Origin of the sequence: Pseudomonas sp. CAM1A (assembly GCF_047501685.1) — a bacterium.
Taxonomy (GTDB): Bacteria; Pseudomonadota; Gammaproteobacteria; order Pseudomonadales; family Pseudomonadaceae; genus Aquipseudomonas.
Window position 1 is genome coordinate 454,620 of sequence record NZ_JBFNXP010000001.1, and the last position, 21,286, is coordinate 475,905.

At 65.5% G+C, this 21,286-nt stretch carries 23 protein-coding genes; 9 read left to right on the forward strand and 14 right to left on the reverse strand.

The genetic code is table 11. The annotated features are described in order from the left end of the window. Nucleotides 1–147: 147 nt before the first annotated feature. Both ABZO33_RS02110 and ABZO33_RS02115 read right to left on the reverse strand, forming a co-directional pair. Nucleotides 148–735 carry a mechanosensitive ion channel domain-containing protein gene (locus tag ABZO33_RS02110; protein ID WP_414534662.1) on the reverse strand — a complete coding sequence of 196 codons (588 nt, stop codon included), beginning with the start codon at nucleotides 733–735 and terminating at the stop codon, nucleotides 148–150. After that, nucleotides 735–2,645 carry an ATP-binding cassette domain-containing protein gene (locus tag ABZO33_RS02115; protein ID WP_414534663.1) on the reverse strand — a complete coding sequence of 637 codons (1,911 nt, stop codon included), beginning with the start codon at nucleotides 2,643–2,645 and terminating at the stop codon, nucleotides 735–737. Before ABZO33_RS02115 ends, ABZO33_RS02110 begins: the two co-directional genes overlap by 1 nt. A 50-nt stretch (nucleotides 2,646–2,695) precedes the next feature. Here ABZO33_RS02115 and ABZO33_RS02120 point away from each other — a divergent pair, with 50 nt between their 5' ends. After that, nucleotides 2,696–3,175 carry a TIGR02444 family protein gene (locus ABZO33_RS02120; protein ID WP_414534664.1) on the forward strand — a complete coding sequence of 160 codons (480 nt, stop codon included), beginning with the start codon at nucleotides 2,696–2,698 and terminating at the stop codon, nucleotides 3,173–3,175. On the opposite strand, the gene ABZO33_RS02125 is transcribed toward ABZO33_RS02120, so the two are convergent. Next, entirely contained in the window at nucleotides 3,151–4,206 is a 1,056-nt protein-coding gene (locus tag ABZO33_RS02125; protein ID WP_414534665.1) for an AlgP family protein, read from the reverse strand. The two genes, ABZO33_RS02120 and ABZO33_RS02125, sit on opposite strands and share 25 nt — an antisense overlap. A 224-nt stretch (nucleotides 4,207–4,430) precedes the next feature. On the opposite strand from ABZO33_RS02125, the gene ABZO33_RS02130 reads away from it, so the two are divergent. Beyond that, nucleotides 4,431–5,096 carry an FKBP-type peptidyl-prolyl cis-trans isomerase gene (locus tag ABZO33_RS02130; protein ID WP_414534666.1) on the forward strand — a complete coding sequence of 222 codons (666 nt, stop codon included), beginning with the start codon at nucleotides 4,431–4,433 and terminating at the stop codon, nucleotides 5,094–5,096. Nucleotide 5,097: 1 nt separating this feature from the next. Here ABZO33_RS02130 and ABZO33_RS02135 read toward each other — a convergent pair whose 3' ends face one another. From ABZO33_RS02135 to ABZO33_RS02165, 7 genes are all read right to left on the reverse strand, one after another. Continuing rightward, nucleotides 5,098–5,568 carry an Rsd/AlgQ family anti-sigma factor gene (locus ABZO33_RS02135; RefSeq protein ID WP_050703285.1) on the reverse strand — a complete coding sequence of 157 codons (471 nt, stop codon included), beginning with the start codon at nucleotides 5,566–5,568 and terminating at the stop codon, nucleotides 5,098–5,100. 230 nt (nucleotides 5,569–5,798) lie between these two features. After that, nucleotides 5,799–6,296 carry a disulfide bond formation protein B gene (locus ABZO33_RS02140; RefSeq protein ID WP_046853689.1) on the reverse strand — a complete coding sequence of 166 codons (498 nt, stop codon included), beginning with the start codon at nucleotides 6,294–6,296 and terminating at the stop codon, nucleotides 5,799–5,801. Between the two features lie 233 nt (nucleotides 6,297–6,529). Next, nucleotides 6,530–7,768 (reverse strand): heme biosynthesis HemY N-terminal domain-containing protein, encoded by a 1,239-nt coding sequence (locus ABZO33_RS02145; RefSeq protein ID WP_414534667.1) that lies wholly within the window; start codon nucleotides 7,766–7,768, stop codon nucleotides 6,530–6,532. Next, nucleotides 7,765–8,865 (reverse strand): uroporphyrinogen-III C-methyltransferase, encoded by a 1,101-nt coding sequence (locus ABZO33_RS02150; protein ID WP_414534668.1) that lies wholly within the window; start codon nucleotides 8,863–8,865, stop codon nucleotides 7,765–7,767. Before ABZO33_RS02150 ends, ABZO33_RS02145 begins: the two co-directional genes overlap by 4 nt. Before the next feature lie 46 nt (nucleotides 8,866–8,911). Next, on the reverse strand, nucleotides 8,912–9,682 hold the full coding sequence (locus ABZO33_RS02155; RefSeq protein ID WP_414534669.1) for a uroporphyrinogen-III synthase: 771 nt from the start codon (nucleotides 9,680–9,682) through the stop codon (nucleotides 8,912–8,914). Continuing rightward, nucleotides 9,679–10,620, reverse strand: coding sequence for a hydroxymethylbilane synthase (hemC, locus tag ABZO33_RS02160; RefSeq protein ID WP_414534670.1), 942 nt, complete (start codon nucleotides 10,618–10,620; stop codon nucleotides 9,679–9,681). Before hemC ends, ABZO33_RS02155 begins: the two co-directional genes overlap by 4 nt. Before the next feature lie 111 nt (nucleotides 10,621–10,731). Continuing rightward, on the reverse strand, nucleotides 10,732–11,478 hold the full coding sequence (locus ABZO33_RS02165; RefSeq protein WP_414534671.1) for a LytR/AlgR family response regulator transcription factor: 747 nt from the start codon (nucleotides 11,476–11,478) through the stop codon (nucleotides 10,732–10,734). 297 nt (nucleotides 11,479–11,775) lie between these two features. On the opposite strand from ABZO33_RS02165, the gene argH reads away from it, so the two are divergent. After that, entirely contained in the window at nucleotides 11,776–13,170 is a 1,395-nt protein-coding gene (gene argH, locus ABZO33_RS02170) for an argininosuccinate lyase (RefSeq protein ID WP_414534672.1), read from the forward strand. A 34-nt stretch (nucleotides 13,171–13,204) separates the two neighbouring features. Here the strand turns inward: argH and ABZO33_RS02175 are convergent, their stop codons facing one another. Further along, a complete protein-coding gene (locus tag ABZO33_RS02175; protein ID WP_414534673.1) occupies nucleotides 13,205–13,864 on the reverse strand; it encodes a glutathione S-transferase in 660 nt (219 codons plus the stop codon). Nucleotides 13,865–14,010: 146 nt separating this feature from the next. Here ABZO33_RS02175 and ABZO33_RS02180 point away from each other — a divergent pair, with 146 nt between their 5' ends. The 3 genes from ABZO33_RS02180 to ABZO33_RS02190 all read left to right on the forward strand — a co-directional run bounded on the left by ABZO33_RS02180 (nucleotide 14,011) and on the right by ABZO33_RS02190 (nucleotide 17,648). Next, nucleotides 14,011–14,313 (forward strand): hypothetical protein, encoded by a 303-nt coding sequence (locus ABZO33_RS02180; protein ID WP_046853681.1) that lies wholly within the window; start codon nucleotides 14,011–14,013, stop codon nucleotides 14,311–14,313. A gap of 51 nt (nucleotides 14,314–14,364) precedes the next feature. Then, the gene (locus ABZO33_RS02185) at nucleotides 14,365–14,616 is read left to right on the forward strand and encodes a TIGR02647 family protein (RefSeq protein WP_414534674.1); all 252 of its coding nucleotides are present in this window, start codon (nucleotides 14,365–14,367) and stop codon (nucleotides 14,614–14,616) included. Between the two features lie 167 nt (nucleotides 14,617–14,783). Next, entirely contained in the window at nucleotides 14,784–17,648 is a 2,865-nt protein-coding gene (locus ABZO33_RS02190; protein WP_414534675.1) for a class I adenylate cyclase, read from the forward strand. A gap of 5 nt (nucleotides 17,649–17,653) precedes the next feature. Here the strand turns inward: ABZO33_RS02190 and rnk are convergent, their stop codons facing one another. The 3 genes from rnk to cyaY form a co-directional block, all read right to left on the reverse strand. After that, entirely contained in the window at nucleotides 17,654–18,064 is a 411-nt protein-coding gene (rnk, locus tag ABZO33_RS02195; RefSeq protein ID WP_414534676.1) for a nucleoside diphosphate kinase regulator, read from the reverse strand. 155 nt (nucleotides 18,065–18,219) lie between these two features. Next, the gene (locus ABZO33_RS02200) at nucleotides 18,220–18,438 is read right to left on the reverse strand and encodes a DUF1289 domain-containing protein (protein WP_046853678.1); all 219 of its coding nucleotides are present in this window, start codon (nucleotides 18,436–18,438) and stop codon (nucleotides 18,220–18,222) included. A gap of 1 nt (nucleotide 18,439) precedes the next feature. Further along, nucleotides 18,440–18,772, reverse strand: coding sequence for an iron donor protein CyaY (cyaY, locus tag ABZO33_RS02205; protein WP_414534677.1), 333 nt, complete (start codon nucleotides 18,770–18,772; stop codon nucleotides 18,440–18,442). A gap of 207 nt (nucleotides 18,773–18,979) precedes the next feature. Here cyaY and lptM point away from each other — a divergent pair, with 207 nt between their 5' ends. From lptM to dapF, 3 genes are read left to right on the forward strand one after another with little or no spacing between them, the layout of a single operon-like run. Next, nucleotides 18,980–19,186 (forward strand): LPS translocon maturation chaperone LptM, encoded by a 207-nt coding sequence (gene lptM / locus ABZO33_RS02210; RefSeq protein ID WP_052752569.1) that lies wholly within the window; start codon nucleotides 18,980–18,982, stop codon nucleotides 19,184–19,186. Between the two features lie 9 nt (nucleotides 19,187–19,195). Next, entirely contained in the window at nucleotides 19,196–20,443 is a 1,248-nt protein-coding gene (lysA, locus tag ABZO33_RS02215; RefSeq protein ID WP_414534678.1) for a diaminopimelate decarboxylase, read from the forward strand. A 4-nt stretch (nucleotides 20,444–20,447) separates the two neighbouring features. Beyond that, on the forward strand, nucleotides 20,448–21,278 hold the full coding sequence (gene dapF, locus ABZO33_RS02220) for a diaminopimelate epimerase (RefSeq protein ID WP_414534679.1): 831 nt from the start codon (nucleotides 20,448–20,450) through the stop codon (nucleotides 21,276–21,278). The last annotated feature ends 8 nt before the right edge of the window (nucleotides 21,279–21,286 follow it).

Here is a 21,286-nt window from a genome sequence, read left to right on the forward strand (position 1 = left end):
CCGCTAAGCTACGGTGCTGGCGAAAAAATGACCAGCGGTTTTTCTGCTTGAAACGATCGCGGGGCAAGCCCGCTCCCACGCCAGCCATCCAATAGGACCCGGGCGTGGGAGCGGGCTTGCCCCGCGATTGCAATAAGCAGCGCCCTGTCAGTCGCTCTCGACAGGCGCCTCTTGCAAGGCCACTGAAGCCTCGGCGCCACGCCAACGGCGCACGGCTTTCTGGAAGAACTGGCTATTGGGCACCTGCACCAGCGCGCCACCCGCTTCCGGCGTTTCCATCAGCGTGGTGTACAGCAGGTTGATGGCGATCACTCGACCCTTCACCCCTGGCTTGTCGAGGGTGTCGACCAGCTCGACCACATCGCCGATACGAAACGGCCCGACGGTGAAGATCAGCACCGCGCACAGCAGGTTGGACAGCACGCTCCAGATAGCGAAGAACGCTACCGCCGCCACCGCGACGAAGCCCGACAGCGCGGTCCACAGCACCGTGGCCGATACTCCCAGGCGCTCGAGCACGAACAGCAGCGCGCTGCCCATGATCAGCCAGCGCAAGGCGCCGCGCACCGGCACCATCAGCTCGTGCGGCAACGGGTAGCGTTCGCCCAGGCTTCTCAACCCGCGAGCGACCATGCGCTGCAGGACGAACGCGGCGATCAGGATCAGCAGAATCTGCAACCCCAGCCACATCGAGTCCATCCACTGCCCCGGCAACAGCGAGCGCAGCTCCTCCATCAGGACAGCGCCTCGAGTTCGGCCTGCATGCTTTCGAGGGTTTCCAGGGCCTCCATCCAGGCCTCCTCAAGCTCGCCTTCGCGTTGCTTGAGCTTGGTCTGGCGGGCCAGCAGGTCGCGCAGTTCGTCCTTGCGCGCGGCCTCGTACACGCCACCGTCGCCCAGCGCGCTCTCGACCTCGGCCAGGTCCTTGTGTACCTGGTTGAGCTCGGCCTCCAGCTTGTCGGCGGCCTTCTTGTGCGGCGCCAACTGCTGGCGCAGGGCCGCGGCCGCCTGGCGCTGGGCTTTCTTGTCGGTCTTGTCCGGGTTGGCCGGCGTGCTGCTCACCGGCGCGTTGCGCTGGCGGAACTCGACCAGCCAACGGCTGTAGTCATCCAGGTCGCCATCGAAGGTGTCGACCTTGCCATCGGCCACCAGCAGGAAGTCGTTGGTGGTGCTCTTGAGCAGGTGACGGTCGTGGGAGACCACCACCACGGCACCCGCGAACTCCTGCAACGCCATGGTCAACGCCAGGCGCATCTCGAGGTCCAGGTGGTTGGTCGGCTCGTCGAGCAGCAACAGGTTCGGCCGCTCCCAGGCGATCAGCGCCAGGGCCAGGCGGGCCTTCTCGCCACCGGAGAAGTTGACCACCGGCTCGTCGACACGGTTGCCGTGGAAGTCGAAGCCGCCGAGGAAGTCACGCAGGGTCTGCTCACGCTCGCCCGGTGCAATGCGTTGCAGGTGCAGCAACGGGCTGGCCTTGTCGTCCAGCGAGTCGAGCTGATGCTGGGCGAAGTAGCCGACGGCGAGGTTTTCGCCACGCACCAGGCGCCCGGACAATGGCTGCAGCTCACCGGCGAGGTTCTTGATCAGGGTCGACTTGCCCGCGCCGTTGGGGCCGAGCAGGCCGATGCGCGCGCCCGGCGCCAACTGCAGCTTGACCTTCTCGAGGATGGCCTTGTCGCCATAGCCCAGGCGGCCTTCGGACAGGTCGAGCAAGGGGCTGGAGATCTTCTCCGACTCACGGAAGACGAAGTCGAAGGGCGAGTCGACGTGGGCCGCCGACAGCTCCTCCATGCGCTCCAGGGCCTTGATCCGGCTCTGCGCCTGGCGGGCCTTGGTGGCCTGGGCCTTGAAGCGGGCGATGTACTTTTCCATGTGCGCGCGCTGCGCCTGCTGCTTCTCGTAGGCTTGCTGCTGTTGCGCCAGACGTTCGGCGCGGGTGCGCTCGAAGGCACTGTAGCCGCCCTTGTAGAGATTGAGCTTGCGCTGCTCGACGTGCAGCACATGGTCGACCACGGCATCGAGGAAGTCGCGGTCGTGGGAGATCAGCAGCAGCGTGCCCGGGTAACCCTTGAGCCAATCCTCCAGCCAGAGGATGGCGTCGAGATCGAGGTGGTTGGTGGGCTCGTCGAGCAGCAGCAGGTCGGACGGGCACATCAGTGCCTGGGCCAGGTTCAGGCGCATCCGCCAGCCACCTGAGAAGTCGCCGACGCGGCGGTCCATCTGCTCGTTGCTGAAGCCAAGGCCGGCCAGCAGTTTGCGCGCGCGGGCGTCGGCGGTGTAGCCGTCGGCACTGTCCAGTTCACTGTGCAGGCGCGCCAGGGCAGTGCCATCGTGGGCCAGTTCGGCGGCGGCCAGTTCGGCCTGGACCTTGCGCAGGCGCACGTCGCCATCGAGGACATAGTCCACGGCGATACGGTCGAGGGTATCGACCTCCTGGCGCATATGAGCGATGCGCCAGTCGCCGGGCAGCTGGCAGTCACCGGCATCGGGCGACAGCTCACCACGCAGCAAGGCGAACAGGCTGGATTTGCCGGCGCCGTTGGCGCCGATCAGGCCGGCCTTGTGGCCGGTGTGCAGGGTCATCTCGGCGCCTTCTAGCAGGCGCTGGGGACCACGCTGTAAAGTGAGGTTCGATAGTCTGATCATGATGGTCGCGGAGTCTACCAGCTTCCCCGATCACTGGCGCGAGTGAAACCATGCACACCGACCTGTGGAATCATGCCCTGGCCCTGTATGCCCGGCCGGGTGTCGAGGCGGCCTGTCTGGCCCTTCAGGAACTGGGCGGCGATGTCTGCCTGCTGCTCTGCGGGACTTGGCTGCAGGCCCGCGGCATAGCCCCCGACGAACAACGGATTGCCACCCTGCAGGCGCTGGCCCGGCCCTGGCAGCGCGACGTTGTGGCGCCGCTACGCGCCCTGCGCCGGCAATGGCGCGAACACGCGCTGGCCGACCCGCAACTGAGCGTGATGCGTGAGCAGGTGAAAGCGCTGGAACTGCAGGCTGAACGCACCTTGCTGGAACGCCTGGAGGCGTTGGCGCGAGAATGGCCGGCGCAAGCGGGCGCGGCGCCGGACTGGCTGGCCTGGCTGGTGCCAGGCCCGGCCAGGAACCACGACGCGCTGCATCAGCTGCGCGCCGCGGCCCGTGGGCTTCAGGACGCCGAAGTCGGCGACTGAGTCGGAGTGCCGGTGGTCGCAGGCATGGTCGCGCTGGCCGCAGACGCCGGGGTGGCGTTGGCGGCCGGAGTGGCTGGCTTGCTTTCGGCAGGCTTGGCTGGGGCTTTGGCAGCGGCTGGTTTGGCTGCTGGCTTGGCTGCCGGTTTCGCGGCGGCCCGGGTTGCTGCTGGCTTGGCCGGGGCCTTGGCGGCAGCAGGCTTGGCTGCTGGTTTTGCCGCTGGTTTGGCGGCAGCGGTCTTCACGGGTGCCTTGGCAGCAACCGGTTTGGCTGCAGGCTTCGCGGCGGCGGCTTTCGCCGGTGCCTTGGCGGCAGCCGGTTTAGCCGCTGGCTTGGCGGCAGGTTTCGCGGCGGCAGTCTTCGCGGGTGCCTTGGCGGCAACCGGTTTGGTCGCTGGCTTGGCGGCAGGCTTCGCAGCTGCAGCCTTCACCGGTGCCTTGGCGGCAGCCGGTTTAGCCGCTGGCCTGGCGGCAGGTTTCGCGGCGGCAGCCTTAGCCGGTGCCTTGGCGGCAGCCGGTTTGGCCGCTGGCTTGGCGGCAGGTTTCGCGGCGGCGGTCTTCGCCGGCGCCTTGGCGGCAGCAGGTCTGGTTGCGGGTTTGGCTGCAGGTTTCGCGGCGGCTTTCGGTGCCGCAGTACGCGAGTCCAGAGCCTTGGCGGCCGCCTCGCGCACCTTGCCGACACCCTGTGCCAACTTCAGGCTTTCCTGGGCATCGCGCTTGAGTTGCTGGATATAAGTACGGGTTTGGCTCTGGCGATCCTTGAGCGAGTCGAGCAAGTCTTCAAGTTCGCCAGCGGCTTTTTGTGCCTTGCCTTGTGCCTTGGCTTTACCGGCCTTGGCGGCGTCCTGCAACTTCAGGCGGGCGTTGTGCAGTTTCTCCTGGGCCTTGCCACGTTGTTTTTCCAACTTGGCCAAGAGTTTCTCGGCATCCGCCAGCGCTTGGGAGCAGGCATCTTCCAAATGTTCGAGCAGGCTGCCCGAAAGTTGCTGGAGCAGGTGCAACGGCGTACTTACTGGCTTCTTTTTGGCCGACATGGTTTACCTCCTGGCTGACGAGAGTGCGGCTCATACTATGCTTCTGCTGCTACCGCCGCTAGGGCATGTTGACAGTCTCAGTAGCGCCGCGTTGCATGCCTGGGCAAAGTTGTTGTCTTGCAGCTGGAAACAAGTGTAGTTGCCCATTAGTGCAGTGCCGATATTTACACATCTCTGGCCAACAACGCTGGCATACTTCGCGCTCATTGCCGCAGGAGACGTCCATGCCTCGTTATCTGATTCTCGGCCTGTGCCTGGTGACGCCGCTCTCCCTGGCCAATGCCGAGACCGCCCCCGCCAACGACAGCGACCTGGCCTATAGCCTGGGCGCCAGCCTCGGTGAACGGCTGCGCCAGGAAGTACCCGGCCTGCAGCTCGACGCACTGGTCGAAGGGCTACGCCAGGCCTACCAGGGCGAGCCGCCACGGATCGCCAAGTCACGCATGCAGGCCATCCTCGAACAGCACGAAACACAAGCCAACGCCGCCGCCGAACAGGCACAGGTGGACAAGCTGGTGGAAGCGGAAAAACGCTTCATCGCCGGCGAGCGGGCCAAGGCCGGAGTACGCGAGCTGCCCGAGGGCATCCTCTACAGCGAACTGGCCAGCGGCAACGGCGCGCAACCCAAGGCCAGCGATCGCGTACAGGTGCGTTATGTGGGGAAACTGCCGGATGGCACGGTGTTCGACCAGAACCTGCAACCGCAGTGGTTCAAGCTGGACTCGGTGATCGAGGGCTGGCAGGTGGCGCTGCCACGAATGAAAGCGGGGGCCAAATGGCGCCTGGTGATCCCGTCGGCGCAAGCCTATGGCGCCGACGGTGCGGGTGACCTGATCGCACCCTATACCCCACTGGTGTTCGAGATCGAACTGCTGGACGTGGCCGACTGAATCAGGCCTGCAGCGCGTCCTCTTCCTTGTGCGCGGTATGCAGCACTTCGATGAGGCAGTCCTCCAGCTCGAAGCGTTCTCGCAACAGGCCGCCCAGCTTGCCCAGCTTGTCCGCGAAGCGCTCGGGGTCGGTGCACTCGCCCTTCTCGCAATGGTCGTTGAAAGCCAGCGCGATCTGGGTGCTGTCATCGATACGCGGGTTGATCTGTGTGGCAAGCTCCAGGGCCTTGGTATCGCCAAAGGCCTTGGCTTCGCTGACCAGCTGCTCGCTGACTTCGAAGTGCCAGGCCGAGACATAGTCGACCAGGAGCGCGCAAAAATCGCGGTTCTTGTCCTTGTCGGCAAAGGCCGGCTTGGCATCGCGCAAGGCGCGGAAGGCATGCACCAACTCCTGGCGCTCCTCCAGCCAACGATCGATCAGCTTGTGAACACCGCCCCAGCGTTCCTGGGCGTTCTGGCAACTATCGAGCATGGCGATCTCTTCCCTTCTGGGTAGATGCCGTTGCACCTCGCGACACAACACCGTGACACAAAGGTGACATCAGCAAACGGCATCGAGCAGTTGTATTTTCGGTATGCGTGCTGGGAGATTATTCCCGCGCGACCTGCCCATCAAGGTACGCAGCAGACTAAGTTCATACAAGCGTTTAATCCCTCTGCCGGCCACCACTGGTCGCGCAATCCCCGGCGCGTTGCGCTGGATCAAGCCACCGCGCCGTGGCGCAATCGATACACCACCAGCCACGACAGCGGTTGCGCGGCCAGCAACAGGAACGCCAGCAGGCTCCATTCAGGCAGGGTCAGGTCGAGAAAGCTCCAGTTGATCGACACACAGTCCGGGCTGCCCAGCAGGAAGGTTCGCAGGATCTCGCCCCATGGGCGCTCCATCAGGTGCGCCAGCGGCAGATGGCAACCGCTGACCGGCAACGGCTCGGCCTGCAACCAGACATGCCGGCCGGCCAGCAAGGCGCCGGCAACCGAGAACCCCAAGGCCAGCCAGGCATGCAAGCGCTGCTGACCGGCGTGGATGACCGCCGCCAGGCAAGCCAGTGCATAGAGCCCCAGCATCAGCCGCTGACTGAAGCACAGCGCGCAAGGGTCTAGGCCAACCACGTTCTCGAGGCGAAACGACGCCACCAGCACAGCGACGGCGGCCAGGAAGGCGGGAAAGAAAAAGCTGCGCAGGCAGGCCAGCGACATGGGCGAAGGTGATCCGAAAAGAGGAGATGTGGTTTGGAACGGTAGAGGAAAGGAGCGCTTTGTATCAAGTCGCTACAGCACAGACAAGTCGCTGAATGGATAGGGAATCATTTTCACAGAAAGTGGGAGTATTCCGACACGAGCGAAGGAAAATTCAGCACCCTTTACCTGCACATCCCAAGGCAACGCCCCACGAGGGCAATGTGCTCTGCGTGGGGCGAAATGCAGGCCCCTCAGGCCCGAACCCCCTCCGGCAACGGCAACGCTAGCAGACGTTCATCCAGCAGCCCCAAGCCTTCCTGGAACAGCTGGTTGCTGCGCTCGGTCTCGCCAAGCCCGGCCAGCAGCCGCGCCAGCTCCGCGCAAGCCTCTGGATTACGCTCCATGCGCAGGCTGCTCTCCAGGTAGTCACGGGCCTTGCCCCACAGGCGATTCTGCAGGCTCAGGCGTCCCAGGGTAAGCAACAGGCTAGGGTCCTGCGGATGCTCCTTCAGCCAGCCCTCGGCCGCCTGCAACTGGCGCGCAGGATCTTCACCGCGTACCAGCCCGTACAAACGGGCCAGATGGCTTTCGTAGCCGCGCTTGAGCGCGCCGCGCAACACCTGCTCGGCCTCACCCTGGGCGCCGACCTGACGCAGCTGCTCGGCATAGGCCGACACCAGCTGCGGCTCCTGGCGCTGGGCGTTGGTCAACTGCTGCCAGGCGCGCTCGAGCGCCTGACGCGCCGCCTGCGGGTCCTCGTCACGGGTCGCCGCCAGGCCCAGGTTCTGGCCCCATGCACGCTGCTCCAGGTCGGCCAGTTCGGCCGCTGGCAGCACCTTGTGCTTGCGCAGGTCAGGCAGCAGGCGGATAAGCGCCGGCCAGTCGCCACGTTCCAGGTGCAGGCGGTGCAGCAGGCGCAGCACCTGCGCATTATGCGGATGGCGCTCCTGCATGGCCTGCAGGGCCTCCAGCGCCCCGTCGCCTTCGCCGCGGTCCATCTGCAACTGGGCATGGGTCAGGGCCACGGCAAGCTCTGCCTGGGGCTGGCGTTCCAGGGCGCGCTCGAGCAACTGGTCACGCTCCTCGACCCGGCCCAGTTCGTTGGCGGCACGGGCGGCGCCGAGGTAGTAAAGCAGTGGCTGGCGATCGGATTCGGCGGCACGCTGCAGGTGGCGCTGGGCACTCGCCCAGCGCCCCTCGGCCAGATCCAGCTGCCCCTGCTCGACGGCGATGCGCTTGCGCCGGCTGCGGTTGCGCCGCGACCACGGGTTGACCACCCCCGAGGACGTCAGCACCAGCCCGATCAGGTAACGCACCAGCAGCAACAGCAGGACGATCCCGACCAGCGCGCCCAGTGCCGCCCACAGCCCCGACTGGTAGCGGAAGCCACCGTAGGCGATCAGCACGTAGCCGCTGTGCTTGGCGATCGCGATGCCCAGCGCCGCGGCGATGACGATCGCCAGCACCGCCAGCAGGTAGACGCGCTTCATGGTTTGGCCCCTTCGGCGGAGGCCGGCAGATGGCGACGCTGAATATAGGCCTGCACCGCGGCCAGACTCTCGCTCAGGTCAGGCGTGACCACCGATACCGGCTGGTCGGCGAGCTGGTTGAGGTTGTCGAGCATTGCCTTGCTCTGCGGATTGTCCGGGTTGAAGTTGGCCAGCAACACACTGCGCGCATCGTCCAAGGCCTGGGTGTAGACCTTGGCTTCGCCATTGAGCGCCGCCCACTGCGCCTGTTCGATGGTCAGGCTCAGCGCCAGGCGCAGCTGGTTGAGCGACTGGCCGGACAGCAGCGGGCGAACGTTGTCGTCGGCATTGAACTCGATCTGGAAGTACTTGGAGATCTCGGCCCACCACTGCGACCAGCGGCTGGCGCCGTCGCCATCGGCGGTCAGCGCGCCCATGGCGTCGGCCTTGCTGTCGAATTCCGGCGACTGGGCACTGAGCTGCTGCACCAGCTCACGCTGCGCTGCGAGCTTGAGGAACAGGCCGGTACGGTCCGGCTGCTGGGTACTGGAAAGCGTCGCCAGGCTGCGTGCCAACTGCTCGCGGGCAGCGAAGGCGCCCGGGTCGCTCTGCTCACGCAGAATTTCATCGGCGCCTTCGACCAACGCCTTGGCGCTGGTGATGTCCTGCAACGCCGACAGGCGCAGGGTGGCCAGGCGCAGCAAGTGCTCGGCCTCGGCCAGGCGCCATTCCTTGCGGCTTTCGCCCAGAACGGTCTCCAGGCGCTGGCTCAGGCGCTGCTGGTCGCCCTGCAGTTGCGCCACCAGGCGGCGGCGGTCTTCCAGTTCACTGGCCGCCGGCAGGCTGGCCAACTGCGCGCTGAGCTGCTGCTCGCGCTGCTGCAGCGCGTCGGCGCGCTGGTTGAGGGCTTGCAAGTGTTCGCCCTGGCCTTGCTCGCTGCCTTGCAGCTGGCGAACCTGCCAGACGCCCCAGCCGCCGACCGCGACGCCGGCGGCGCCCAGCAGCAGGGCCAGCAGCGCCAAGCCGTTGCCGGAGCGTCGGGCGGGCTTGGCGGAGGTGGGTTCCGGCGCTTCGGGCGCCGAGGGCTGTTCGGTGTTGGACAAGACAGTTTCGCTCACGTATCCATCCTTTGCATGGTGGCGCATCGCTCTCTAGCTTAGCGCCTTAAGAGGCAGGCGCAGCGGTTCGCTGCACGGCTGCCAGCAAGGCCGCGGCGCTGGCGCCACGGCAATCCACAATATCCAGCGCCCCGAGTGCCCGGGCCTGTTCGGCTACCCGTGGGCTGGGCACGAACAGCGGCAATCGGGAAAACCGCGACCAGTCCGCAGCCGCGAGTCGATGCAAGTGTTCCAGACCCTGCCCACTGCTGACCACCAGGCCATTGAGGCGTTCCCCATCGATGCGTCGGGCGAGGGTTCCGGCAGGGTAGTCGGGCAGGCAGCGGCGATACAATTGCAGATAATCGACACTAGCACCTTGCTCGGCAAGACGCTCTGCCAGCAGTTCACGACCTCCGACGCCGCGCACGATCAGGACGCGAGGCCTCGCTGAGGCGGCAATAGCCTCGCGCAAGGCGGGCAGCCCGAGCAAGGCTTCGCTGTCGTCACCGGCCGCTGGAAAGGCCACTTGCAGCCCATGGTCCTGAAGAATTCGCGCCGTCGCCTCACCTACCGTGAACCAGCCTGCGCACGGCGGCGTCACTCCCGCCTGGGCGAACCGGTCCAGCAGCAGGCGGGCCGCCGGTTTGCTGACCACGATGATGGCCTGAGCCTCGGCGATCGTCCGCAGCTGCTGCATCTGCGCCGGGGTCGGCGCGAGCGCCTCGATCACCAACAACGGCAGGCTGGCGCTGGCGATACCCGCGTCGGCCAGCGTCTGCGCCAGTGCCGCACAGTCCTCTTCAGGGCGGGTCAGCAGCAGGCGCCAGGGGCTCACGGGTGGCCGGCCTCGCCGTAGACTTCCTTGAGGATCGCCTCGGCGCCCTGCCCGAGCAGGTCTTCGGCGACCTGCACGCCCAGGCGCTCGGCATCGCCACGCGGCGCCCGGGCCTCAGCCACCAACAAGGTGCCGCCGGAGGGCTGGCCGACCAGGCCGCGCAGCCACAGTTGCTCGCCTTCAAGCACCGCGTAGCAGGCGATCGGCACCTGGCAGCCGCCATTGAGGCGCTTGTTCAGGGCACGCTCGGCCACCACCCGGTCAGCGGTGTCGGCATGGTGCAGTGGTGCCAGCAAGGCATGGATCTCGGCATCGGCGCTGCGGCATTCGATGCCAACCGCGCCCTGGCCACCGGCCGGAAGGCTGTCGTCGACGCTGATGGAGGCCGTGATACGGTCTTCGAAACCGAGGCGGATCAGGCCGGCGGCGGCGAGGATGATGGCGTCATACTCGCCGGCATCGAGCTTGGCCAGGCGGGTGTTGACGTTGCCCCGCAGAAACTGAATTTTCAGATCGGGCCGACGCGCCAGCAATTGCGCCTGGCGGCGCAGGCTCGAAGTGCCGACGACACTGCCGGCCGGCAGGGCTTCGAGGCTTGCGAAGGTGTTGGAAACAAAGGCATCGCGTGGGTCTTCACGTTCACAGATGCAGTACAGGCCCAGGCCTTCGGGGAAGTCCATGGGCACGTCTTTCATCGAATGCACGGCGATGTCGGCTTCGTTGTCGAGCAGGGCGGTTTCCAGCTCCTTGACGAACAGGCCCTTGCCGCCGATCTTCGCCAGCGGCGCGTCGAGCAGCTTGTCGCCACGGCTGACCATGGGCACCAGGGTCACGACGAGGCCTGGGTGCGCCTGTTCCAGGCGGGCTTTGACGTATTCGGCCTGCCACAGGGCCAAGGCACTTTTACGGGTGGCAATGCGGATTTCGCGAGTGGACATGAAACGCCCCGAACCAGAGAAATGCCGCCGATGATAACAGCTCTGCCGAGGGGCAAGCAGATGTGGATCAATCGCGGGGCAAGCCCGCTCCCACGGGCCCGACCCGGCTTGTCAGAGTGCCTGCATCATCTTGCGCACACCGGCCACATGGCGCCGGCTGACGGTCAGCGCGTCACCGTCCAGGCCTTTGAGATAGAGCTGGAAATGCCCCAGCGGCGTACGCTGCAGCCGCTCGATGCGCTCGCGGGCGACCAGGGCATTGCGGTGGATACGCACGAAACGCTCGCCGAATTCGTCTTCCAGGGCCTTGAGCGGTTCGTCGAGCAGCACCTCGCCTGCCTCGTGGCGCAAGGTGACGTACTTGTGGTCGGCGATGAAATAGATGACCTGGGGAATGGGGATCAACTCGATGCCCTTGCGCGTGCGGGCACTGATATGGCTGCGTGGGCCGCCGCCGGTGTCGCCTGCGGGGCGGGTCAGTGCCGCCAGCTGGGCGCGGTTGGGCTTTTCGGCGCGACGCAGGGCATCGCGCAGCGCCGGGGGCTGGATGGGTTTCTCGACATGGCTCAGGGTGCTGTCCCTGAACGCTTCGCTGCCGTATTCGTCGTCGCCGGTACAGAACACCACCGCCGGCGGCGACTCGCGCTCGCACAGCCGGGCGGCGACCTGCAGGCCATCGAGGCCCGGCATGCCGATATCCAGCACCACCACGTCGGGCTTGAGGCTTTCGATCAGGGTCAGGGCCTCCTCGCCGTTGGTGGCGCTGGGCTCCATCACGGTGTAACCCTCCAGCTCGCCAAGCAGCCGGCTCAGGCGCTCGCGGGCCAGGGGTTCATCATCAACGATCAGGACATTCATAATTGCGCTGGATTCCTGAGTGAGTCTCGCACGGGTATAGCGTAGACAAGTGTGGGGCGACCGAAACGCGGTCACGCTACAGACCGGTGCGAAGGCCAAAGATTCACTGGCCTGGCAGATTCACCGCCAGTCCTTTGTCCAACTGTAGACGCTCCGTGGAACACTGCCGTTCAATCGTTGAATATGCCGCACCCCCTTGTTACCGGACGATTCTCGCGACCGGCGCCCTGCGGCGGCGGGCGCAACCCTGCTATGATCGCGGCACTTTTTCCGTTCACGCCTTCAACGAGTGAATCCATGAGCACCGACAAGACCAATCAGTCCTGGGGCGGCCGCTTCAGTGAACCCGTCGACGCCTTCGTCGCCCGTTTCACCGCCTCGGTCGATTTCGACAAGCGCCTGTACCGCCACGACATCATGGGTTCGATCGCCCACGCCACCATGCTGGCGCAGGTCGGCGTACTCAGCGACGCCGAGCGCGACACCATCATCGATGGCCTGAAGACCATCCAGGGCGAGATCGAGGCCGGCAGCTTCGACTGGCGTGTCGACCTCGAAGACGTGCACATGAACATCGAGGCGCGCCTGACCGATCGCATCGGCATCACCGGCAAGAAGCTGCACACCGGTCGCAGCCGCAACGACCAGGTGGCCACCGACATTCGCCTGTGGCTGCGCGACGAGATCGACCTGATCCTGGCCGAGATCACCCGCCTGCAAAAGGGGCTGCTGGAACAGGCCGAGCGTGAAGCAGAGACCATCATGCCCGGCTTCACCCACCTGCAGACCGCGCAGCCGGTGACCTTCGGCCACCACCTGCTGGCCTGGTTCGAAATGCTCAGCCGCGACTACGAGCGCCTGGTCGACTGCCGCAAGCGCGCCAACCGCATGCCCCTGGGCAGCGCCGCGCTGGCCGGCACCACCTACCCGATCGACCGCGAGCTGACTTGCAAGCTGCTGGGCTTCGAGGCCGTGGCCGGCAACTCGCTGGACGGCGTCTCGGACCGCGACTTCGCCATCGAATTCTGCGCGGCCGCCAGCATCGCCATGATGCACCTGTCGCGCTTCTCCGAAGAGCTGGTGCTGTGGACCAGCGCTCAGTTCCAGTTCATCGACTTGCCTGATCGTTTCTGCACCGGCAGCTCGATCATGCCGCAGAAGAAAAACCCGGACGTGCCGGAGCTGGTGCGTGGCAAGAGCGGCCGCGTGTTCGGCGCCCTGACCGGCCTGCTGACCCTGATGAAAGGCCAGCCGCTGGCCTACAACAAGGACAACCAGGAAGATAAAGAGCCGCTGTTCGACGCCGCCGACACCCTGCGCGACTCGCTGCGCGCCTTTGCCGACATGATCCCGGCGATCAAGCCCAAGCACGCGATCATGCGCGAAGCGGCGCTGCGCGGTTTCTCCACCGCCACGGACCTCGCCGACTACCTGGTGCGCCGCGGCCTGCCGTTCCGTGACTGCCACGAGATCGTCGGCCACGCGGTGAAATATGGCGTCGACACCGGCAAGGACCTGGCCGAGATGAGCCTGGACGAACTGCGCCAGTTCAGCGACCAGATCGAGCAGGACGTGTTTGCCGTGCTGACCCTGGAAGGTTCGGTGAATGCCCGCAACCACATCGGTGGCACCGCGCCGGCCCAGGTGCGCGCGGCAGTGGCTCGCGGCCAGGCACTGCTGGCTTCGCGCTAAGCAATCTGGGGCCGCTTTGCGGCCCCGACTCCAGTCAGCGCTTGCTCTTGATCATTTCGAGGAACGCTGGCATCGCCGCATCCTTGTCCGCCACGATCCGCGCCATGTGCGGGTTCTCTCCCAGCAACTGCAACAGCGCCTTCGCTTCCGGGAAGTCCGCCAGGAAGTCGACGTTCAGCACCTTCTTGCCCACCGCGCAGGCCAGGTCTACCGAGAAACAGAACATCAGGTCGGCGATGGTCAGCTGCTCACCGGCCACATAAGGCGCGAACTTGCCATTGCGCTTGAGGGTGGCAAAACCCGCCAGCAGGTCGGCCCGCGCCCGCTCCTTGATCAACGGCTCGACCGCAGCGCCAAAGAACGCCTCGGCGTAGCAGGTACGCGCTGGCAGCTCGATATACAGCTCGATTTCCCGCAGCAGCTCGCGCACCTTGGCCTGCCCGAAGGCATCGGCCGGCAGCAGCGCCTTGCCCGACTGGGTCTGCTCGATGTAGTCGAGGATGACACCGGTCTCGCTGATGAAACCGTGCTCGGTCTGCAGCACTGGCACCTTGCCGCGGGGGCTGATGGCCAGGGCTTGAGGCAACTGGCCGCCGAAGAACGGCACCTCTTCGAAGGGCACGCCTTTCTCCAGCAAGGCCAGCTTGACCATGTTGTAGTAGTTGCTGACCGCGAATCCATGAAGCTTGAGCATTGAGACAGCCTCCAAGGCCGTATGGGGTTGGCCCGGCTGTTATAGCGCCCTTGCCCACCCTTGGCCAGTGCCATGCCCGGCGCTGATGGCCGGGCATTGCCAGCGCAGGCGTGGCACACTGTGCGCCTCACCACAGGAGCACCGCCATGAGCGAACCCCAAGACATCGACAGCAATGATGAAGAAGACTTCGCCGAGGCCACCCTGACCCAGGCGATCGAGAACCAGATCGAAAGCGGCGAGCCGCCAGCCGCCAAGGCCACCTTCAACAAGCTGACCCTGGTCGGCTACGAGCGTGAAGACATCCTCAACCTCATGGCCCACGTGCTGGCCATCGAGATCGACGCCATGCTCGACGAAGATCGCCCGTTCGATACCGAGTGGTACGAAACCGCCCTGCGCGCCTTGCCGGAGCTGCCACCTGAGGCGGATCAAGGCGACATCGAATAAGTCTGACTACACTCCTGACTTCCATCCTTGTCTCGAAGTCAGGAGTTGCCCATGCCTTTTACCCCCGAACTGATCGCCGAACTGGAAGTCCTTTCCCAGTTCAACCTGGACAACCACCAGGAAGGCATCAAGGTTAGCAGCGACGCCTCCCCCGCCCTGGTCGCTGCCGCCCAGCGCCTGCATGACAAAGGGCTCACCGACCAACCCGATGGTGGTTACCTGACCAGCCTCGGTAACGATGCCGCTGAAAGCGTCCAGCTTTTGCTGAACATCCTCAAATCGAAAGCCGCCCAGCCGGCCTGAACTCCTGCTCCCGCTCCTGCAGCTCGGCAGACCTGCAGGAGCGGGCTTAGCGTCGATGGCTTGCGCAGGCGTTGCGAATCTGACGTCAAAAAGCCAGCAACCCCTTATCCGACCGCGCCACTCAGGCTAAACTCGCCAGTGCTTCCCCCGGCCTGCCTGAGCGCGCAATGAACCACCCCCACGAAATCCGCCCCGACCTGGAACAAGGCATCGACCGCAAGGAGCTGGCCAAGCTGCGCGCGCGCTTCCTGAAGATCAACCAAGGCCGCCTGGCACGGGCGATGGAAGGGTTATCCACACGCCAGCAGCAGGTCCTCACGCTGCTGCCGCTGTTCTTCCACGTCAATCATCCGCTGCTACCCGGCTATGTTTCCGGCACCACCCCCGCCGGCGTCTCCGGTTTCGAGCCCGACGACGAACTGCTCGCCGAAGCCCAGCGCCTGACCCGCTCGTTCACCTACAAGCCACGCCACGGCAAGCCGCCGCAGCCGATCCACGGCCTGTTCCTGATGGGCAGCCTCGGCACGCTGGCCCAGGCCGAACAGAGCGACATGGACCTGTGGGTGTGCCATGCACCGGACCTGGACGAACAAGCCGTGGCCGACCTGCGACGCAAGTGCCAGTTGCTCGAAACCTGGGCGGCCGGCCAGGGCGCCGAAGCGCATTTCTTCCTGATCGAACCGCGGGGCTTCGTCCAGGGCGAGCGCGATGGCCAGCTCAGCTCCGACGACTGCGGCACCACCCAGCATTACCTGCTGCTCGACGAGTTCTACCGCACCGCCATCTGGCTGGCCGGGCGCACGCCACTGTGGTGGCTGGTGCCGGTGTACCAGGAGCACAACTACCGCGACTACACCCAGACCCTGCTGTCCAAGCGCTTCATCCGTGCCCAGGACGACCTCGACCTGGGGAACCTGGCGCATATCCCGTCAGGCGAGTTCGTCGGCGCCGGGCTGTGGCAGCTGTTCAAGGGCATCGACTCACCCTACAAGTCGCTGCTCAAGCTGCTGCTTACCGAGGCCTACGCCAGCGAACATCCACAAGTGCGCTGCCTGAGCCTGGACTACAAGCAGGCCGTGTTCGCCAACCAGCTGGACCTGGATGAGCTCGACCCCTATGTGATGGTCTACCGCCGCATCGAGCGCTACCTGCTCCTGCGTGGCGAGCCGGCACGCCTGGAGCTGGTGCGGCGCAGCCTGTACCTGAAGGTGAACAAGAAAATCGGCGACTTGGGTCGCAGCCGAAGCGGGGGCTGGCAGCGCCAGTTGCTGGGGCGCCTGACCGAGCAATGGGGCTGGGACGAGCGCCAGCTGGCGCTGCTGGATAGCCGCAGCCAGTGGAAAGTCCGCCAGGTGGCCGTCGAGCGCCGCGAACTGGTGGCCGAGCTGAACCACAGCTACCGCTTCCTGACCCAGTTCGCCCGCCAGCAGAACGCCAACAGCCGGGCCGACCAGCGTGACCTCAATGTGCTTGGCCGCCGCCTCTACGCCGCCTTCGAGCGCCGGGCCGGCAAGATCGAGGTGATCAACCCGGGAATCGCCCCGGACCTGGCCGAGGACACCCTCACCCTGGTGCAATCACCCAACCGCAAGGAACCGGGCACACACCACTGGGGGCTGTACAACGGCAACCTGGGCGTACATGAGTGGGAGCACTTCAGCCCGATCAAGCGCTGCCGCGAACTGCTCGAGCTGCTCACCTGGGCCCACCGCAATGGCGTGATCGACAGCAGCACGCGCCTGGCCTTGCACCCGGGCGCCAGCGACCTGAGCGAGTTCGAGCTGTTCAACCTGATCGGCAGCCTGCAGCAGAGCATTCCCCTGCCTCTGGAGACAGTCAGCGAGGTGCGCCTGCTGCAGCCGAGCGTGGCCGACGAGATCCTGCTGCTGGTGAATGTCGGCGTCGACCCGCTGCGCCATCACCGCGACCTGAACATCCTGATGACCACCGAGCGTACCGACTCGCTGAGCTACGCCGGGGTGCGCGAGAACCTGGTACTGACCCTCGACCAGATCACCCTCAACAGCTGGAACGAGGTGCTGGTCCAGCGCTACGACGGCGAGCACGCACTGGTGCGCTGCCTGCGCGACTTCCTCAACAGCCTGGGCCTGCGCAGCCACCGCCCGCGGGTACGGGTGCGTTGCTATTGCCACAACCGCGCCCAAGCCATCAGCCAGCGGGTCGAGGAAATCTTCGACACCGTGCAACTGCTGCTCGATCAAGGCCTGAATCACCGTTACTTGCTACAGGTGGCCCAGCACACCCACATCCTTGACCTGCAGCCCGGGCAGGTCACCCTGGCCAGCCTCGCCCACCACGACGCCGTGCTGGCGGCACTCGGCGAGGAACGCAGCAGCTACAGCCCATTGCACCTGGACACCCACGCCCTGCAGGACCACGACCTGCCACTGGTCCTGGCCCAGGGCCAACCCGGCTGCATCCAGGTGTTCTACCGTCTGCTCGAAGGCTGGGCCGACCTGTATGTGCTCGACGAGCACAACGCACTCTGGCAGCAGCGGCTGCCGCAACAGGACGAGCCGCACCTGCTGCTGCCGTTGCAGCGCTTCCTGCAAGCGATGGTGATGCGCCGCGATGCCCTGCTGCCCTTGGACAGCCTGCAACAAGCATCGCTGGACATCCTCTACTACCAGTTGCTGCCATCCGGCCCAGGCAAGGCGCGCAGCCTGGAACCCAGGCCGGCACCCGCGGACAGCCAGAACCAGGCCTGTTTCGAAGTCCAGGCGATCCTCCAGGCCGGCACGGGCGATGAGGTGCACGTCACCCTTTACTGCGACCAGCAGGAGTTTTCTGAACTGGAGCATGGCGACCAGCTGTATGCCGTGGTCGCGCGACAGATCCTGCGCCAGCGCCGCGGCAGCGGCAGTTACCGCTGCTACATCACCGACCTCGACCTGTCCGAACTGCTGGAGGACGAGCAAGGGTCCACCAGCCTCTGCCTGCGCTACAAACGCGAGCTGGAACAGGCACTCAACGAAGGGCTGCAACAGCTGCAGGCGCGGCTGGAGCCCTGATCACCTCAGAGATCGAAGTCCCCTGCCGCTTCCGGCTGGTACTCCACTTCCAGCAGCTCGAGCTTGAGCGTCTTGCCGCCCGGCGCCGGCCAGTCGATCTGATCTCCCACCGACAGGCCGAGCAGTGCGCAGCCGATCGGCGCGAGGATCGAGACGTTGCCTTCAGGGCCAGCGTCCTGCGGATACACCAGGGTCAGGTGGTAATCCTTGCCACTGGCAATCTCGCGGCAGTGCACGCGGGAGTTCATGGTCACCACGCCGGCCGGGACTTCCTCGTGACCCACCACGTTCTCGGCGCGGTCCAGCTCGTCCTGCAGGGCGAGCACACCCGGGGTGCTTTCATCGAGGCTGTCGAGCAGACGCTCGAGACGCTGCACGTCCAGTCGGGTGAGGATGAGGGAAGGCTTGGTGCTCATGATCCAGTCAGACTCCTTTGAACAGGCAATTTACTAAAGGCAGATAAAGCAAAACCCCGCCCAAGGGCGGGGTTTGTGAAATGCTTGGCGTCACCGACGCAGACCCTGACACTACCACAGCGGGGCAAATACTCAAGCCCACACCGCCGTTGTGGCTATGCCTGGGCCCCTGCTTTCAGGGCCAGCGCCTCGCGGCAGATCTGCCGGCGCCGTTCGTCATCGGCCGCACGCCACTCGCGGATATGCTCGACGTGGCGGTGGCAACCGGTACACACCTTGCGCTCATCCAGCCGACATATGCTGATACAAGGTGACGGCACCGCCGGGCTCACATTGCTGTAGAGCGGCTTTGGCGGCCTGGGCTGTTCGCTCATTTCAGATCTCGTCGAAGTCCAGCTTCTCGCCGGCCCGCTCCCAGACGATGCGCTCGAGCATTTCGCCGAGCAGTTCTTCGCTCTTCTCGCACACCCACTTGCCGCTCTCTGCGTCGTAGTCGAAGTGGAAGCCACCGGACTTGTCCGCCAGCCACAGTTGGCGCAGCGGCTCCTGGCGGCTGAAGATCAGCTGGCTGCCGTTGTCGAACTTGATGGTCAGGACGCCGGCGGAGTTCTCCATGTCCAGGTCCATGCCGCTTTCATCGAACAGGTCTTCCAGGGCCTGTTGGGTCGCATCGACCAGGTCGTGGAAACGCGCTTCGCTCAAACTCATTGCAGGGACCTCTAAAAATGGCTGTACACACGCAAGCCGGGCACGATAAGGGCGAAAGCTTCAAGCTACAAGCTAATAGCTGTAAGAAAAAGCCGCATGTCCTTCGGTCGCCTACGCCCGCCGAGCGGGGGCGCCCCTTGCATAGGCAATCAGGTGGTCGCTCGGTATACTCGGCCGCAATACTGCATATTTCCAAGGATTTCACCCATGAAACGCCTGATTTCCTCCCTCGCGGCAGTGGTCGCGGTTGCCTGCCTCGTTTCGGCCTGCGGTCAGAAAGGCCCCCTGTACCTGCCGGAAGACGGCAAAGACGGCAAAGGCCCGCGCAAGTCGCACCAGCATGCCAAGCCTGTCCAGCCGCAACCGGTGCTGGAGCAGCAGCAAGAGCAGCCTGAAGAGTCGCCCGCGCAGTAAGGAAATCCCATGGATGCATTCAACTACCGCGGCGGCGAGCTGTTCGCGGAAGGGGTGGCCCTGTCGGCGCTCGCCGAACGCTTCGGCACGCCCACCTACGTGTACTCGCGTGCCCATATCGAGGCGCAGTACCGCAGCTACACCGATGCCTTGCACGGGGTGGATCACCTGGTCTGCTTCGCGGTCAAGGCCAACTCCAACCTGGGCGTGCTGAACCTGCTGGCGCGCCTGGGCGCGGGCTTCGACATCGTCTCCGGCGGTGAACTGGAGCGCGTCCTGGCCGCCGGTGGCCGCGCCGATCGCGTGGTGTTCTCCGGAGTCGGCAAGACCCGTGAAGACATGCGCCGCGCCCTGGAAGTGGGTGTGCACTGCTTCAACGTCGAATCCACCGACGAGCTCGAGCGCCTGCAAGTAGTGGCCGCCGAGATGGGCAAGGTCGCGCCGGTGTCGCTGCGCGTGAACCCGGATGTCGACGCCGGCACCCACCCGTACATCTCCACGGGCCTCAAGGAAAACAAGTTCGGCATCGCCATTGCCGACGCCGAGGCCATCTACGTGCGCGCCGCGCAGTTGCCGAACCTCGACGTGGTCGGCGTCGACTGCCACATCGGCTCGCAGCTGACCACCGTTGAGCCGTTCCTCGATGCCCTCGACCGCCTGCTGGTACTGGTCGATCGCCTGGCCGAGTGCGGCATCCACCTGCGCCACCTGGACCTGGGTGGCGGTGTCGGCGTGCGCTATCGCGACGAACAGCCGCCGGAACTGGCCGACTATATCCAGGCCATTCGCGAACGCGTCGGCGAGCGCGACCTGGCGCTGGTGTTCGAGCCGGGCCGCTACATCGTCGCCAACGGCGGCGTGCTGCTGACCCGCGTGGAGTACCTCAAGCATACCGAGCACAAGGACTTCGCCATCATCGACGCGGCCATGAACGACCTGATCCGCCCGGCCCTGTACCAGGCCTGGATGGACGTCAGCGCGGTCAAACCCCGTGACGGCGAAGGCCGGGCCTACGACCTGGTCGGCCCGATCTGCGAGACCGGCGACTTCCTGTGCAAGGACCGGGTGCTGGACCTGGTCGAGGGCGACCTGCTGGCCGTGCGCTCCGCGGGCGCCTATGGTTTCGTCATGAGCTCCAACTACAACACCCGTGGCCGCTGCGCCGAAGTGCTGGTCGATGGCGACCAGGCCTTCGAAGTGCGTCGCCGCGAGACCGTCACCGAACTGTTCGCCGGCGAAAGCCTGCTGCCGGAGTGAACCCATGCTGCTGCGTTTTACCAAGATGCACGGGCTGGGCAACGACTTCATGGTCCTCGACCTGGTCAGCCAGCACGCACACATCCAACCCAAGCACGCCAAGCAATGGGGTGACCGCAACACCGGCATCGGCTTCGACCAGCTGCTGATCGTCGAGGCGCCGAACAACCCGGATGTCGACTTCCGCTACCGCATCTTCAACGCCGACGGCTCCGAGGTCGAACAATGCGGCAACGGCGCGCGCTGCTTCGCCCGTTTCGTCCTGGACAAGCGCCTGACCGCGAAGAAGCGCATTCGCGTCGAGACCAAGGGCGGCATCATCGTCCTCGATGTGCGCAACGACGGGCAGATCTGCGTCGACATGGGCCCGCCACGCTTCACACCGGCCGAGATCCCGTTCATCGCCGATGAGCAGGCGACCAGCTATGCACTCGAAGTCGACGGCCAGGTGCACCAGATCGCCGCGGTGTCCATGGGCAACCCGCATTCGGTGCTGCGCGTGGACGATGTGCGCAGCGCGCCGGTGCATGAGCTGGGCCCGAAGATCGAGCATCACCCGCGCTTTCCACAACGGGTCAATGCCGGCTTCATCCAGGTAGTCGACCGCCACCGCGCCAACCTACGCGTGTGGGAGCGTGGCGCGGGCGAAACCCAGGCCTGCGGCACAGGCGCCTGCGCCGCCGCCGTGGCGGCGATCAGCCAGGGCTGGATGGACTCGCCGGTGACCATCGACCTGCCGGGCGGGCGCCTGAGCATCGAGTGGGCCGGCCCCGGCAAGCCGGTACTGATGACCGGCCCCGCCGTTCGTGTGTTCGAAGGACAAGTTCGTCTCTAAGCGAGTAT